The 13,722-nt window shown below is 56.3% G+C and carries 15 protein-coding genes and 1 riboswitch; of the genes, 13 read left to right on the top strand and 2 right to left on the bottom strand.

The window, feature by feature from the left end; all coding sequences use genetic code 11:
- Positions 1-5 precede the first annotated feature (5 nt).
- From rlpA to lipA, 5 genes are all read left to right on the top strand, one after another.
- Complete coding sequence (rlpA, locus tag LQ945_RS19245) at positions 6-1,082, top strand: endolytic peptidoglycan transglycosylase RlpA (RefSeq protein ID WP_270101496.1); 1,077 nt, start codon at positions 6-8, stop codon at positions 1,080-1,082.
- A 176-nt stretch (positions 1,083-1,258) separates the two neighbouring features.
- A complete protein-coding gene (dacA, locus tag LQ945_RS19240) occupies positions 1,259-2,470 on the top strand; it encodes a D-alanyl-D-alanine carboxypeptidase DacA (protein ID WP_020825614.1) in 1,212 nt (403 codons plus the stop codon).
- Between the two features lie 111 nt (positions 2,471-2,581).
- Positions 2,582-2,845, top strand: a complete 264-nt coding sequence (gene ybeD / locus LQ945_RS19235; protein ID WP_020825613.1) for a DUF493 family protein YbeD — start codon at positions 2,582-2,584, stop codon at positions 2,843-2,845.
- Positions 2,846-2,979: 134 nt separating this feature from the next.
- Positions 2,980-3,648: a lipoyl(octanoyl) transferase LipB gene (lipB, locus tag LQ945_RS19230; RefSeq protein WP_044548854.1), complete on the top strand. Its 669-nt coding sequence runs from the start codon at positions 2,980-2,982 to the stop codon at positions 3,646-3,648.
- Positions 3,641-4,606, top strand: a complete 966-nt coding sequence (gene lipA / locus LQ945_RS19225; RefSeq protein WP_262240402.1) for a lipoyl synthase — start codon at positions 3,641-3,643, stop codon at positions 4,604-4,606. Before lipB ends, lipA begins: the two co-directional genes overlap by 8 nt.
- Before the next feature lie 95 nt (positions 4,607-4,701).
- Here lipA and tatA read toward each other — a convergent pair whose 3' ends face one another.
- The gene (gene tatA, locus LQ945_RS19220) at positions 4,702-4,911 is read right to left on the bottom strand and encodes a Sec-independent protein translocase subunit TatA (protein WP_020825610.1); all 210 of its coding nucleotides are present in this window, start codon (positions 4,909-4,911) and stop codon (positions 4,702-4,704) included.
- Positions 4,912-5,129: 218 nt separating this feature from the next.
- On the opposite strand from tatA, the gene LQ945_RS19215 reads away from it, so the two are divergent.
- The 4 genes from LQ945_RS19215 (at position 5,130) to LQ945_RS19200 (ending at position 8,903) form a co-directional block, all read left to right on the top strand.
- Positions 5,130-6,191, top strand: coding sequence for a diguanylate cyclase (locus LQ945_RS19215; protein ID WP_269934416.1), 1,062 nt, complete (start codon positions 5,130-5,132; stop codon positions 6,189-6,191).
- Positions 6,192-6,289: 98 nt separating this feature from the next.
- Positions 6,290-6,352, top strand: a riboswitch (Fluoride riboswitch).
- A 76-nt stretch (positions 6,353-6,428) separates the two neighbouring features.
- Positions 6,429-6,812 (top strand): fluoride efflux transporter CrcB, encoded by a 384-nt coding sequence (gene crcB / locus LQ945_RS19210; protein WP_020825608.1) that lies wholly within the window; start codon positions 6,429-6,431, stop codon positions 6,810-6,812.
- 298 nt (positions 6,813-7,110) lie between these two features.
- On the top strand, positions 7,111-7,707 hold the full coding sequence (locus LQ945_RS19205; RefSeq protein ID WP_270101495.1) for a TetR/AcrR family transcriptional regulator: 597 nt from the start codon (positions 7,111-7,113) through the stop codon (positions 7,705-7,707).
- Positions 7,708-7,712: 5 nt separating this feature from the next.
- Positions 7,713-8,903: a multidrug effflux MFS transporter gene (locus LQ945_RS19200; RefSeq protein WP_044548849.1), complete on the top strand. Its 1,191-nt coding sequence runs from the start codon at positions 7,713-7,715 to the stop codon at positions 8,901-8,903.
- Between the two features lie 67 nt (positions 8,904-8,970).
- On the opposite strand, the gene cspE is transcribed toward LQ945_RS19200, so the two are convergent.
- On the bottom strand, positions 8,971-9,180 hold the full coding sequence (gene cspE / locus LQ945_RS19195; RefSeq protein WP_002210315.1) for a transcription antiterminator/RNA stability regulator CspE: 210 nt from the start codon (positions 9,178-9,180) through the stop codon (positions 8,971-8,973).
- Between the two features lie 346 nt (positions 9,181-9,526).
- On the opposite strand from cspE, the gene LQ945_RS19190 reads away from it, so the two are divergent.
- From LQ945_RS19190 to LQ945_RS19175, 4 genes are all read left to right on the top strand, one after another.
- On the top strand, positions 9,527-10,690 hold the full coding sequence (locus LQ945_RS19190) for a M20 peptidase aminoacylase family protein (RefSeq protein WP_270101494.1): 1,164 nt from the start codon (positions 9,527-9,529) through the stop codon (positions 10,688-10,690).
- A 186-nt stretch (positions 10,691-10,876) separates the two neighbouring features.
- A complete protein-coding gene (locus LQ945_RS19185; protein ID WP_044548831.1) occupies positions 10,877-12,202 on the top strand; it encodes an LLM class flavin-dependent oxidoreductase in 1,326 nt (441 codons plus the stop codon).
- 29 nt (positions 12,203-12,231) lie between these two features.
- Positions 12,232-13,164: an ABC transporter substrate-binding protein gene (locus LQ945_RS19180; protein WP_270101493.1), complete on the top strand. Its 933-nt coding sequence runs from the start codon at positions 12,232-12,234 to the stop codon at positions 13,162-13,164.
- Between the two features lie 10 nt (positions 13,165-13,174).
- On the top strand, positions 13,175-13,702 hold the full coding sequence (locus LQ945_RS19175) for a GNAT family N-acetyltransferase (protein WP_182823437.1): 528 nt from the start codon (positions 13,175-13,177) through the stop codon (positions 13,700-13,702).
- Positions 13,703-13,722: the final 20 nt, after the last annotated feature.

Here is a 13,722-nt window from a genome sequence, read left to right as displayed (position 1 = left end):
GAGTAATGCGTAAGGAATGGCTTTGGGTCGGCGTAGTCGCGGTGTTGCTTTCCGCCTGTACCGCCCCGACCACGGAACAGCAAGCGCCGCCGCAGCAGCCGTATAACGGACCGGTGGTGGAAATCGGTGGCGTTGAGCCTCAATATGAACCCTATAACCCTAATAACATGCAGGATTATAAGGTTAATGGCGACACTTACCGCATTGTGAAAGATCCGCAGAATTTCTCGCAGACCGGTCTGGCCAGCTCCTATGGCGAAGAAGCCAGGGGCAATACCACGGCGCTGGGGGAACAGTTCGATCCTAACGGCCTGACCGCCGCGCACCCGACGCTGCCGATCCCAAGCTACGTACGCGTGACCAACCTGGCCAATGGCCGCCAGTTGGTGGTGCGAGTTAACGATCGCGGGCCTTACACCAAAGGTCGCATTATCGATTTGTCGCGAGCCGTCGCCGATCGTCTGAACCTGTCCAACAACACCAAGGTCAAGGTTGATTTCATCAACGTTGCCCCGGATGGCACCCTCAGTGGCCCTGGCACCATCGGCACCACCGTCGCCAAACAAAGCTATGCCCTGCCTTCTCGCCCGGATCTGGGCTCCAGCAGCATGGGAACCCCAATCCAGCAGGACGCCCCTGTGGCCAGCGGTGCCGCCGTGCGCCCGATTGACAACAGCAACCTGAATACCGGCGATGCCGCTCCGGCAAGCACCGCCGGTAATAGCCGCAGCGGCTTTCTCGGTGCGCCAAGCGCCGTACCGGCTGGCGTACTGGAAGGCTCCGAGCCTGAACCCGCGGCCATTGTCGCACCGGTCGCCGCGACCGCAGCCGTTGCCGCAAGCAGCGCCTCTTCAGCTGGCGGTTATGTGGTACAGGTCGGCGCGCTGAGCAGTGCCGAGCGCGCGCAGAGCTGGCAACAAAGCCTGAGTCAAAAATTTGGCGTACCGGGTAAGGTTGCCGCCAACGGCAGCGTTTACCGCGTACAGCTCGGCCCGTTCAGCGACCGTCAACAAGCGGCTCAGCTGCAGCAGCGTCTGGCCACTGAAGCGCAGCAACAATCTTTTGTCACTGCCGCACCTTAAACGTAGACCGGCGGACAATCACGACTGATAAGCTGACTTTTAGCTGAAACATTTTCTTTCAGCAAAAGCTTGTAAAGCGTGATGAGTCAGAGGATTGGCTAATGCCTGCCGGGATCTCATCTGTTATAGTGTGGCTCGTTTTTAACTTTACCCTCATGGATGTTGTAGTCTCGATCATGAAACAAGTAACTTCTTTTCGCTTAATCAAGAGCATAGCGCTCGGCACCGTTATCGCGATGAGTGCAACCACCGTTGCGCATGCCGATGACGTTAATATCAAGACCATGATCCCAGGCGTGCCGCAGATCGATGCGGAATCCTACGTCCTGATTGATTACAATTCCGGTAAAGTTTTGGCGGAAATGAACGCCGATGCGCGCCGTGACCCTGCCAGCCTGACAAAAATGATGACCAGCTACGTCATCGGTCAAGCGCTGAAAGCCGGCAAAATCGGCCAGGAAGATCTGGTGACCGTAGGTCAAGATGCCTGGGCGACCGGCAACCCGGTATTCAAAGGCTCTTCCCTGATGTTTTTGAAGCCTGGCGACCGCGTACCGGTCTCCAAGCTGACCCGCGGCATCAACCTGCAGTCCGGTAACGACGCCTGTGTGGCAATGGCCGACTACGTGGCCGGCAGCCAGGACGCATTCGTTAACCTGATGAACACCTACGTCAGCAAGCTTGGCCTGCAAAACACTCACTTCCAAACGGTACATGGCCTGGACGCTCAGGGTCAGTACAGCTCCGCACGCGATATGGCGTTGATCGGCCAGGCGCTGATCCGCGACGTGCCGGACGAATACGCAATTTATAAAGAAAAAGAGTTCACCTTCAACAACATCCGCCAGATGAACCGTAACGGTCTGCTGTGGGATACCAGCCTGAACGTGGACGGCATCAAAACCGGCCATACCGACGCCGCGGGCTACAACCTGGTCGCTTCCGCTACCGAAGGCCAGATGCGTCTGATCTCCGCTGTGCTGGGTGGCCGCACTTATAAAGGCCGCGAAACCGAGAGCAAGAAACTGCTGACCTGGGGCTTCCGATTCTTCGAAACCGTTGCGCCACTGAAAGTGGGCAAAGAGTTTGCGTCTGAGCCAGTCTGGTTCGGCGATGCAGATCGCGTTGAACTGGGCGTAGACAAAGACGTTTACCTGACCATCCCACGCGGCCGCATGAAAGATCTTAAAGCCAGCTACGTGCTGAACACCCCGGAAATTCATGCGCCACTGGCTAAAAACCAGGTTGTCGGCAGCATCAACTTCCAGCTGGACGGTAAAACCATCGATCAGCGTCCGCTGGTGGTGATGAACGAAGTGAAAGAAGGCGGTTTCTTCAGCCGTATCGTGGATTACATCAAACTGATGTTCCACCACTGGTTCGGTTAACAGTTGAAATGGGCAAAATTGCCCCCATATACTGATTAACATTAACTCCCGCTCCGGCGGGAGTTATAATTTATAGACTCGCTATATCGATAGCCGCACTCTGGAGCGCACATGAAAACTAAACTGAACGAACTGCTCGAATTCCCTTGCTCATTTACCTACAAGGTAATGGGCCTGGCACAACCCGAGCTGGTAGACCAGGTGGTTGAAGTGGTGCAGCGCCACGCTCCTGGGGATTATAACCCGCAGGTTAAACCTAGCAGCAAAGGCAATTACCACTCCGTGTCCATCACCATCAATGCCACCCATATCGACCAGGTGGAAACCTTATATGATGAGTTGGGCAACCTTGAAATTGTCCGCATGGTGCTGTAATTCCAGCACAATCCTCTACTTTTCAGCCCGGGCCAGAGCATCCTCTGCCCGGGTTGCGCATTTTTGGTCAGCGAAATGCTGGTCGCGGGCCAGAGCGCCCGGTATAATGGCTTTACCACTTCTGTAACCTGACGATGACTCTTTTGCAACCAGACAAGATCATTTTGCGTCAGCTGGGGTTGCAGCCCTACGAGCCTGTATCCCAAGCCATGCACAACTTCACCGATCGCCGAACCGAAACCACGCCCGATGAGCTGTGGCTGGTTCAGCATCAGCCCGTATTTACCCAGGGCCAGGCCGGTAAAGCGGAGCATCTGTTAATGCCGGGTGACATTCCGGTGATCCAGAGCGATCGCGGTGGCCAGGTAACCTACCACGGGCCAGGGCAACAGGTGATGTACGTGATGGTCGATCTGAAACGCAGCAAGGTTGGCGTTCGCCAACTGGTCACGGCTATCGAAGATACCGTTATTAATACCCTCGCCCACTTTCACATTGAATCGCGTGCCCGTCCGGATGCGCCCGGTGTTTACGTGGGGGAGCAAAAGATCTGTTCGTTGGGTTTGCGGATCCGCAAAGGCAGTTCATTCCACGGCCTGGCCCTGAATGTTGCCATGGATCTCACCCCTTTCCAGCGTATCAACCCTTGCGGTTACGCCGGTATGCAGATGGCGCAGGTCAGCGCGCTGGCGCCCGGCGTCGGCATAGAAGACGTACACCCCGTCCTGGTACAGGAATTTGTTCATTTACTCGGCTACCCGAAGGTCGAGCTTCGTAACTGGAACCTGCACGATTATGAGTAAACCAATTCAGATGGAACGCGGCGTCAAATACCGCGATGCAGACAAAATGGCGTTGATCCCGATTAAAACGGTGGTCACCGAACGGCAGGAGCTGTTGCGTAAACCCGAGTGGATGAAAATCAAACTCCCTGCCGACTCTACGCGCATTCAGGGCATTAAAGCCGCAATGCGTAAAAACGGTCTGCATTCGGTGTGCGAGGAAGCTTCCTGCCCGAACCTGTCTGAGTGTTTCAACCACGGTACCGCCACCTTTATGATCCTGGGCGCTATCTGTACTCGTCGTTGCCCGTTCTGCGACGTGGCCCACGGCCGCCCGGTGGCGCCAGATGCCAACGAGCCGGAGAAACTGGCTCAGACCATCGCCGACATGGGCCTGCGCTATGTGGTGATCACCTCGGTTGACCGCGACGATCTGCGTGACGGCGGTGCCCAGCACTTCGCCGACTGTATCGCGGCTATCCGCGTCAAGAATCCGACCATCAAGATTGAAACCCTGGTGCCAGACTTCCGCGGCCGTATGGATCGCGCACTGGAAATTTTGACCGAAACGCCGCCGGACGTGTTTAACCACAATCTCGAAAACGTGCCGCGTGTTTACCGCCAGGTGCGTCCGGGCGCTAACTACGAGTGGTCATTGAAGCTGCTGGAGCGGTTTAAGGAAGCGCATCCGCATATCCCAACCAAGTCTGGCCTGATGGTCGGCCTGGGGGAAACCAATGCGGAAATCGTTGAGGTAATGCGCGATCTGCGTCGCCACGGCGTCACCATGTTGACCCTGGGCCAGTACCTGCAGCCAAGCCGTCACCACCTGCCGGTGCAGCGTTACGTCAGCCCGGCCGAATTCGATGAAATGAAAGAAGAAGCGATGGCAATGGGCTTTACCCATGCTGCCTGCGGTCCGTTTGTTCGTTCTTCCTACCATGCCGATTTGCAGGCAAAAGGGATGGAAGTGAAGTAACCGCAGCAATGATTTGTTACGTTTCCCTCTGCGGAAACGGCAAAAAACGGATGTCCTCGCGGCATCCGTTTTTTATTGCCCGGCAGAAAGCGTTATTAAACGTCTTTCTTTTCGACGCTCTGCGGGTTGGCCTGGCTTTCTGCCGTGTTGGCCGGCGGTGGGGTGGTATCATCGCCCACGGCCTTTTTAAAGCCCTTCAGCGCAGCACCCAAATCCGCGCCCAAAGTACGCAGTTTGCTGGTACCGAACAGCAAGATGATCAACACCGCAATCACCAGAAGTTTGGTAATACTGATCCCTTCCATACTCACCTTCTTATTCATATAGCGCTGCGCACGCAGCGAGAAAACAAACCTTGCCTGTGGGTATTTACCTACTTTCTCCGGAGCAAGACAACAGCAACATGTAACAGAGTGAGATCCCCGCCACGGCTCGATTTTATCCGCATAGGACATTAATCAGACTATTCTGAGTTTAGAAGCCGCGTGGTACGCTGTCACCCTGCTCATCATGGAGTTGCCGGATGTACAAACCATCAGTCATAGATACCCGAAAATCCGGCCTTAGCTTTGCCAGACGCACCTACCTGCCGCGTATCGTCGGGTTGGGCATCGGCTCCCTGTGCGTATTTTCAGTTTTCTACACGCAAAACACCGCCACTTGGTTGTGGGTCTTGCTTATTTTGCACGGTTTTATCTGGCCGCACCTTGCCTACCAATGGGCACGACGTTCCCCCCAGCCGTTCAAGGCCGAAATCCGTAACCTGCTGCTCGATTCGTTTTTCGGCGGCCTATGGGTGGCGATGATGGCCTTTAATGCCTTGCCGTCGGTGGTTATCTTATCGATGATGGGAATGAACAACATTGCCGCCGCGGGTAAACCACTGTTCTTCAAAGGCCTGATGGCACAGCTGGCCGGCGCCCTGACCATCGGTGCCCTGATGGGCTTCCCCTTTCAGCCGGAAAGCACGGCGCTGCAGGTCTACCTGTGCCTGCCAATGATCTACCTCTATCCGGTGCTGCTGGGGTTAGTCACCTACCGCACGGCAAAACGGCTGGCGGAGAAAAAACAGGAGCTGCTGCGCATCAGCATGCGCGACGGGCTTACCGGGTTGTACAACCGCCGCCACTGGGAGCATTTGCTGCATCATCAATTTGACAGTTGTCGCCGCTATCAGCACACCGCAACCCTGATCCTGATGGATATCGATCGCTTTAAAACCATCAACGATACCTTCGGCCATGCGTTGGGTGACGAGGCGCTGGCGGTGCTGGCGGAAGAGCTGTTAATCGGCCTGCGCGCCGTGGATATCGTTGGGCGCTACGGCGGCGACGAATTTGGCGCAGTGCTGCCCAACACCAGCGCCGAGCAAGCCAGCATCGCGCTGTTACGCATTCAGGAACGGCTGAACGAGGTCATTTTTCGCGAAGCCCCGCAGCTTCGGCTCAACATCAGCGCCGGCATTGCGGATTATCACGGCGAGATGAGCGGCTACCTGGACTGGCTGAAGGCCGCAGACAATGCGTTGTACCGTGCGAAGAACAACGGCCGCAATCGCCTGGAGCTGGCCGTACCCGGCCATTGACGCCCAGAGTGACGATTTGCGCTTTTTCTGTCACTTTTGCTACTACAAAACGGGCTGCGCTAGGTGTAACATTCCCTATGCGCAGCTAAACAGCCGTGCCGAACAACGGAGATGACATTCCTCCATAACCGCCCTCACAGGCTGATGATGTCTACGTAACCTCTCAGAGGGGTGCGTAGCGTTACGCCTGAACCTTTCTGAGTTTTATTTCCCCTTGAATGAAAGGTAATTTCGACCATGTTGAGTTCTTTACTGGCAGTTTTTATTGGTGGCGGTGTCGGCAGCGTGCTGCGCTGGGCCATAAGCATGAAGATGAACCCGCTGAACGCGCACATTCCGCTGGGGACGCTGGCGGTGAACCTGCTGGGCGGTTTTATCATCGGCCTGGCTATGGCGATATTCACCCGGATGACGCATCTGGATCCAACCTGGAAACTGCTGATTACCACCGGTTTTTGCGGCGGCCTGACCACCTTTTCCACCTTTTCTCTGGAAGTGGTGTATTTGCTGCAGGATGGTCGTTTCGCCTGGGCGCTGGGCAATATGCTGCTCAACCTGGCGGGATCGCTGGCGATGACCCTGCTGGCGTTTATGCTGGTCATCTGGGTCAACGGGCAATAGGTGATTTCGTTGCCTTAATGTTTCCTTAATCTCCCGTGCGCATAATCTCATCCAGTCACCCCAACTGGATGAGAACTCAGATGCCAAGCCTGCCAAGAACCGTCACTGAAGTTGCCGCAACCCTGCTGTGCCTGCTGGTTGTTGCCGCCTTTATCAAGGTTTATCTGTTCGCCTAAACCGCAGCGCTTCCCCGCCTTTACAGTTGCCCTATTGCCTATTACCGTTGTTGCATTACAATTGAGAATGAACGTTCACACCCAGAAGGTGAACAACACATTTCTTGGCAAAGGATCGGGACATGATATCCACCAGCGACAGCAAGCAGGCTAAAGTGCAGGCCCGCCGCGATCAGATTGTCGACGCCGCAAAACTCTGCTTTCGCCAGCACGGCTTTCACGCCGCCAGCATGGCGCAAATCGCGCATGCCTCGCAGCTGAGCGTTGGCCAGATCTACCGCTATTTCGACAATAAAGACGCCATCATCGAAGAAATCGTCAACCGCATCATTGCCAGTAAAATGCAGCGGCTGGAAGATCTTGGCGATCATATCAACCTGATCGCCGGCACTCTGGCGGCACGCAGCCTGTTTCAGCAGCCGGGCGAAACAGAAACCGATCACATGCTGATGCTGGAAGTGACCGCTGAAGCCACCCGTAATCCAACGGTGGCTAAAATGCTCAGCGATGCGGAAACGCGCTTGTTCCATCATGTTTGCCAAAGCCTGCGCCGGCTCTACCCGTATTTCAGCGAGCAGGAAATTGCCGCCAGGGTAGAATTTGTCGCGGTGTTGAGCGAAGGCACCGGTTATCGCATGCTCACCACACAAAAGGCCGACGTCGGCTTGCTGAACGGCCTATACCAACAAGCTATCTCTCACCTGTTCAGGAAACCTTAATCCTTATGACCAGACAATTAGCCAGACAACGTCTGGTGTACGCGCTCGTGCTTGGCCTGCTCGCCTCACTGGGGCCGCTGTGCATCGATCTCTACCTGCCCGCCCTGCCGGAGATGGCCGGAGAGCTGAAAACCTCTACCGCCACGGCACAGCTCAGCCTGACGGCCGGCCTGTTAGGGCTGGGTGTCGGCCAGCTGATTTTCGGCCCTTACAGCGACAAGCTCGGCCGCATGCGTCCGCTGCTGGTTTCGTTAGCGCTGCTGCTGTTCGCTTCCCTCTGGTGTGCACTGGCGCCGAATATCGACCAGTTACTGGTTGCCCGCCTGTTGCAAGGACTGGCCGGTGCCGGCGGCGCTGTGATTTCACGCGCTATCGCCCGAGATCTCTATTCCGGGCATGAACTGACACGTTTCTTCGCCTTGCTGATGCTGGTTAACGGCCTGGCGCCGATCGTTGCGCCGGTGCTGGGGGGCGCCATGTTGCAGTTCATGGACTGGCGAGGAATTTTCGGCGTACTGGCAGGGATCGCAGTGCTGCTGTTTACGTTAGCCAGTTTGAAACTGAGCGAGTCACTGCCCGCGGAACGTCGCAGCCAGGGCGGGATATTGGCGATGTTGCAATCGCTGGGCGGCTTGCTGACCCAACGCCAATTTATGGGCCTGTGCCTGACGCAAGGCTTTGTGATGGCCGGGATGTTCGCCTACATCGGCGCCTCTCCTTTTGTGCTGCAACAGATTTACGGCCTCAGCCCGCAGATGTTCAGCCTGTGCTTCGCCATCAACGGCGTCGGGTTGATTATCTCGGCGCAAGTCTCCAGTCGCCTGAGCATACATTGGGGTGAAAGAAAGGTGCTGAAAGGCGGCTTAACGCTGGCCGCGGTTTCCTCGCTGCTGCTGTTGCTGGCCGCCAGCCTGCATGCCCCATTGACGCTGTTGCTGGTGCCGCTGTTCTTCTCGGTAGCGGTGATCGGCATCGTAGGTCCTACGGCGTCTTCCCTGGCGATGCAAAGCCAGGGGGACAAAGCCGGCAGCGCCTCTGCGTTGATTGGCGTGAGCATGTTCGCGCTGGGTGCCTGCAGCGTGCCGCTTACCGGCCTGGGTGGCACCTCCAGCGTGTCGATGGCGCTAACCATTGTCGGCTGTTATGCCATCGCCATCCTGCTGTTTAAGCTACTGGTACGCAAACCACAGGCGTAAATCGCCGTAAAAAGGCAATAAAAAACCCGCTCAGGGAGCGGGTTTTAAGAATTTCGGCTACTGTAGCTTAGATAGCGATAACGTTAGCAGCAGATGGCCCTTTGGCACCGTTCGTGATTTCAAATTCTACACGCTGGCCTTCAGCAAGAGTTTTGAAACCATTGCTAGCGATGGCAGAGAAGTGAACGAAAACGTCCTTGCTACCATCTTCCGGAGTAATGAAGCCGAAGCCTTTGGATTCATTAAACCACTTAACGCTACCTTTAATCTTAGACATCAAACTTACCTTTAACGTGAATGTAAGACACAAAACGTGTGTCCAGTACAGTACAGCAATTAGACGGGATTTTGTCCACAACCTGGATCACATAAAAACGATAAAAAGTGAAAAAATCCGTCTCCGCCGCTGTAAACCGCCCGCCCCTTTGGCCATTGCCGTCACGGGCAGTCCAATCCTCTCCAAACTCCAGCGAACAGCGGTCGAACGCCTGTTTGATCGGCCGTCAACGCGCATTGACGGACTGATGCAGACACAATCGCTATGAAATATAACCAGACAGTCTTTTTGCTTCCGGCCCCCCTGCACTAGGGTTAGAACTTATTAACCACTGTGAGCCAAGACTATGACCAGCCAACTGGCCGAAAAAATCATCGCCTACCGCCGTGAACTGCATCAGAACCCTGAGCTGTCCAACCACGAGTTTGCCACGACCGCGCGCCTGACCCGCTGGCTGGAAGAGGCCGGTATCCGTATTTTGCCGCTCGGGCTGAAGACCGGCGTGGTAGCCGAAATCGGCAGTGGCAAGGGGCCGATCATTGCCTTGCGCGGCGATATAGACGCCTTGCCGATCGAAGAAATTTCTGGCGTGCCGTTCAGTTCGCAAAACAGCGGCGTGATGCACGCCTGTGGGCATGATTTCCACACTTCAGTGATGCTTGGCACCGCCCACTTATTAAAAGCGCGCGAATCTACCCTGCCCGGTACGGTGCGCATTTTCTTCCAGCCGGCAGAAGAAACCTTTAACGGTGCCCAACACCTGATCGATGCCGGTGCTTTGGATAACGTGGCTGCGGTATTCGGCTTACATAACGCGCCAGAATTGCCGACAGGCACCTTTGCCACCCGTGCAGGCGCATTTTATGCCAACGTCGATCGTTTCCAGATCCTGATCACCGGCAAGGGCGCGCACGCTGCCAAGCCGGAGCAAGGGGTCGACACCATCGTCACCGCCAGCCAGATTGTCACCGCCCTCCAGACCCTGCCCAGCCGCAGCTTCAGTTCGCTGGAATCCCTGGTGGTGAGCGTCACACGCATCGAAGGCGGCAATACCTGGAACGTTCTGCCGCAAACCGTGGAGCTGGAAGGCACGGTGCGCACCCACAGTGATGCAGTTCGCCGTCAGGTGCCGGATAAAATCCGCCAGGTGATTAACGGCGTAGCCGCCTCGTTAGGCGCCGAAGCAGAGCTGCGCTGGCAGGCCGGGCCGCCGGCCGTCGTCAATGACCCGCGCTGGGCGGCATTCAGTAACACCGTCGCGGCCGAAGCGGGCTACCGGGTGGAAGAGGCAGAATTGCAAATGGGGGGCGAAGACTTCGCGCTTTATCTGCACCATGTCCCTGGCGTGTTCGTCAGCATCGGCTCGGCGAGCGAGTTCGGCCTGCACCATCCGCGTTTCAATCCGGATGAACAGGCGATTTTCCCCGCATCGCAATATTTCGAACTGTTGGCGGAACGCACGCTGCAACAATTAGCCACGGTGCCGGAAAAAGCCACCAGCAACGTGTAAAACCTGCCTGATTATTATTTCGCGGCGCAGAGTATTCTGCGCTGCGATTTATTATTTCCCTCACCGTTATATTTGCTATTTTCAACATTTGAATATGCTGTTTTGTTGTTTTACATCCTGATGACGCTAATCAATAGTGGAAGCTCTAAAGAGAGCGCCACACCGGCATTTAACAGGGTGAAAGCAATGAGCAACAGTGCGAATAATCAACGGCAATTGCGTCTTGGCGCCATTTTGCATGGCGCGTCGGGAAATATGTCCGCCTGGCGGCATCCGGATGCCACCGCCGACGCCAGTATTAATCTCGATTTTAATATTGCCACGGCAAAGAAAGCCGAACAGGGTAAATTGGATTTCGTGTTTGTTGCCGACGGCTTATATATCAATGAGAAGTCCATCCCGCACTTCCTTAATCGTTTTGAACCGCTAACCCTGCTTGCCGCCCTGTCCGCCGCCACCGACAAAATCGGCCTGGTGGGCACACTATCCACCTCCTACAGCGATCCCTTTACCGTGGCGCGCCAGTTCGCCAGCCTCGATCATCTGAGTAAAGGCCGGGCGGGCTGGAACGTTGTCACCTCGCCACTGGAAGGATCGGCGAAGAATTTCTCGCGTACCGAACATCCAGAACACAGCTTGCGTTACCGCATTGCCAGCGAATACCTCGACGTGACCAAAGGGCTGTGGGACTCGTGGGAAACCGATGCCTTCGTGCGTAACAAGCAAAGCGGCGAATTTTTCAGCGCCGGAAAACTGCATACCCTGAACCATCAGGGGGAGTTCTTCTCGGTGCAGGGGCCACTGAATATCGGCCGCACACCTCAGGGCCGTCCGATCCTGTTCCAGGCGGGCGCTTCGGAAGACGGCAAGCAGTTGGCCGCCAAACACGCCGATGCCATTTTCACCCATCATGAATCGCAACAACAGGCGCAGGCATTTTATCAGGACGTCAAAAAACAGCTGGTGGAACAGGGGCGTGAACCGGATGACCTGCGGATTTTCCAGGGCGTCAGCGTGATTGTCGGTGACGACAATGAAGACGTAGAACGCCAGTATTGGGAAACCGCGCGCCTGGTCAGCATTGAAAATGCGCTCAATTACCTGGGCCGCTACTTTGAGCACTATGACTTCTCGCGCCACCCGCTGGATGAGCCCTTCCCGGACATTGGCGATCTGGGGCAGAACAGCTTTCGCAGCACCACCGACGCCATCAAACGCAACGCCCGGGAGCGCAATCTGACGCTGCGCGAAGTGGCGCTGGAAGCGGCCTCGCCGCGCCCGGTCTTCGGGGGAACGCCGGAAGCCGTGGCGGACGGCCTGCAAGACTGGTTCGACACCCAGGCTGCCGACGGTTTCATCATCAGCGGCGGTACGCCCAATTCATTCAACCACTTTGTCGACCGTGTGGTGCCCATTTTGCAACAACGTGGCCTGTTCCGCAGCGATTACAGCGGCGACACGCTGCGCGATCACCTTGGCCTGAAGCAGCCACTGAACCAATTTACTCAATAACAATAATATTTTTTTCAGGGATAGCTGCTATGCGAAAAACCTTTACCGTCACCGCCGTTGCCGCACTGTTGGCTTCGTTGAGCCTGGCTGGCGCTGCCCTGGCAGCCGGCACCGGCATCGATTTAAAAGCCAATGAAACCCGTATCCACGTGGCTAAAAACCCACAGGCGATCGCTAAACTGCCGCAAGGCTTCCATTTCGTACAACCGGGCAATTTCACCGTGGCGATTGCCGCGCTCAACACCCCGCCGCTGGCGCTGTTCGCCTCGGACAATAAAACGTTGATTGGCAGCGAGTCCGACATCGCCCAGTTGGTTGCCGACAGCCTGGGCCTGGAACTTAACGTGGTGCAAACCTCTTGGGAAGACTGGCCGCTGGGCGTCGCCTCCGGAAAATACGACGCCGCTATCACTAACGTCACCGTGACCAAAGAGCGTAAGACACGCTTCGACTTCGCCACCTATCGCATCGATTCCCTCGGCTTCTACGTGAAATCGAACGGCAAGATCGCCTCGATTAAAGAGGCGAAAGACATTGCCGGGCTGAAGATCATCGTCGGCTCCGGCACCAACCAGGAAGCAATCTTGCTCGAGTGGGATAAACAGAACCAACAGCAAGGGCTGAAACCGCTGCAGCCTGTCTACGTCACCGATGACGCTGCCGCCACACTGGCTCTCCAGTCCGGCCGCGCCGATGCTTACTTCGGTCCCAATGTCATGGGTGCCTACAAGGCTGCGCTCAATGGCCGAACCAAACTGGCTGGCACGGTAGACGGCGGCTGGCCAAAAGTGGCACACATCGCCGTCACCACCAAAAAAGGCAATGGCCTGGTGTACGCAGTGAACGAAGCGCTGAACGGGGTGATCCAGGGCGGTCAATACGATCAGGTGCTGAATCGCTGGGGGGAAAGCGTCGAACGCATCCCGCATTCGGAGATCAACCCTCAAGGCTTGGGCGATTAGGAGCATGCAGATGGCAAATGACGTTTTTATCCAAACGCTGCCGAACGATCCGCTGATCGCGCCGGTGATCGCCGGGCTGTTTGACGAGTACCGCCAACGCTACGGCAACTATTTTGGTGACCAGGAGCAGGAAACGCTGGATCTGTACGCCCCACCGCAGGGAGCCTTTACCGTGCTGCTGCGGGCCGGCGAGCCCATCGCCATGGGGGCCTTCAAACGCTACGATCCGCAAACTGCCGAGCTCAAACGTATCTGGACCCGAACAGACCTGCGCCGACAGGGGCTGGCGCAGCGGGTATTGCAGCAGCTGGAGACGCTGGCGCTGGAACAGGGTTATCGCCAGCTCTATCTGACCACCGGCTTTCGCCAGCCGGAAGCCGTGGGCCTGTATTTGAGCAACGGTTATCAACCGCAGTTCGATCCCAGCGTCGACAGTGAAGTTTACAGCCGCCCACCCTACGACGGCCGGCTGCCGTTTCGTAAAAGCCTGATAACAGCGGACGCACTCTGTTGCGCGCCGGAAAGGAAGATTGCCTAGGGGAGCGCCCCTTATTCACC

Source organism: Serratia liquefaciens, assembly GCF_027594825.1.
GTDB lineage: Bacteria > Pseudomonadota > Gammaproteobacteria > Enterobacterales > Enterobacteriaceae > Serratia > Serratia liquefaciens_A.
This window is presented reverse-complemented; position numbering and strand designations above follow the sequence as displayed.

Bases quoted from the DNA above. Each gene is read 5' to 3' on its own strand.
- LQ945_RS19215 (WP_269934416.1), top strand. From the start codon at position 5,130: ATGTACAAACCATCAGTCATAGATACCCGAAAATCCGGCCTTAGCTTT.
- LQ945_RS19185 (WP_044548831.1), top strand. From the start codon at position 10,877: ATGAGCAACAGTGCGAATAATCAACGGCAATTGCGTCTTGGCGCCATT.
- rlpA (WP_270101496.1), top strand. From the start codon at position 6: ATGCGTAAGGAATGGCTTTGGGTCGGCGTAGTCGCGGTGTTGCTTTCC.
- lipB (WP_044548854.1), top strand. From the start codon at position 2,980: ATGACTCTTTTGCAACCAGACAAGATCATTTTGCGTCAGCTGGGGTTG.
- ybeD (WP_020825613.1), top strand. From the start codon at position 2,582: ATGAAAACTAAACTGAACGAACTGCTCGAATTCCCTTGCTCATTTACC.
- dacA (WP_020825614.1), top strand. From the start codon at position 1,259: ATGAAACAAGTAACTTCTTTTCGCTTAATCAAGAGCATAGCGCTCGGC.
- LQ945_RS19205 (WP_270101495.1), top strand. From the start codon at position 7,111: ATGATATCCACCAGCGACAGCAAGCAGGCTAAAGTGCAGGCCCGCCGC.
- LQ945_RS19175 (WP_182823437.1), top strand. From the start codon at position 13,175: ATGGCAAATGACGTTTTTATCCAAACGCTGCCGAACGATCCGCTGATC.
- LQ945_RS19180 (WP_270101493.1), top strand. From the start codon at position 12,232: ATGCGAAAAACCTTTACCGTCACCGCCGTTGCCGCACTGTTGGCTTCG.
- tatA (WP_020825610.1), bottom strand. From the start codon at position 4,911: ATGGAAGGGATCAGTATTACCAAACTTCTGGTGATTGCGGTGTTGATC.
- LQ945_RS19190 (WP_270101494.1), top strand. From the start codon at position 9,527: ATGACCAGCCAACTGGCCGAAAAAATCATCGCCTACCGCCGTGAACTG.
- cspE (WP_002210315.1), bottom strand. From the start codon at position 9,180: ATGTCTAAGATTAAAGGTAGCGTTAAGTGGTTTAATGAATCCAAAGGC.
- lipA (WP_262240402.1), top strand. From the start codon at position 3,641: ATGAGTAAACCAATTCAGATGGAACGCGGCGTCAAATACCGCGATGCA.
- crcB (WP_020825608.1), top strand. From the start codon at position 6,429: ATGTTGAGTTCTTTACTGGCAGTTTTTATTGGTGGCGGTGTCGGCAGC.
- LQ945_RS19200 (WP_044548849.1), top strand. From the start codon at position 7,713: ATGACCAGACAATTAGCCAGACAACGTCTGGTGTACGCGCTCGTGCTT.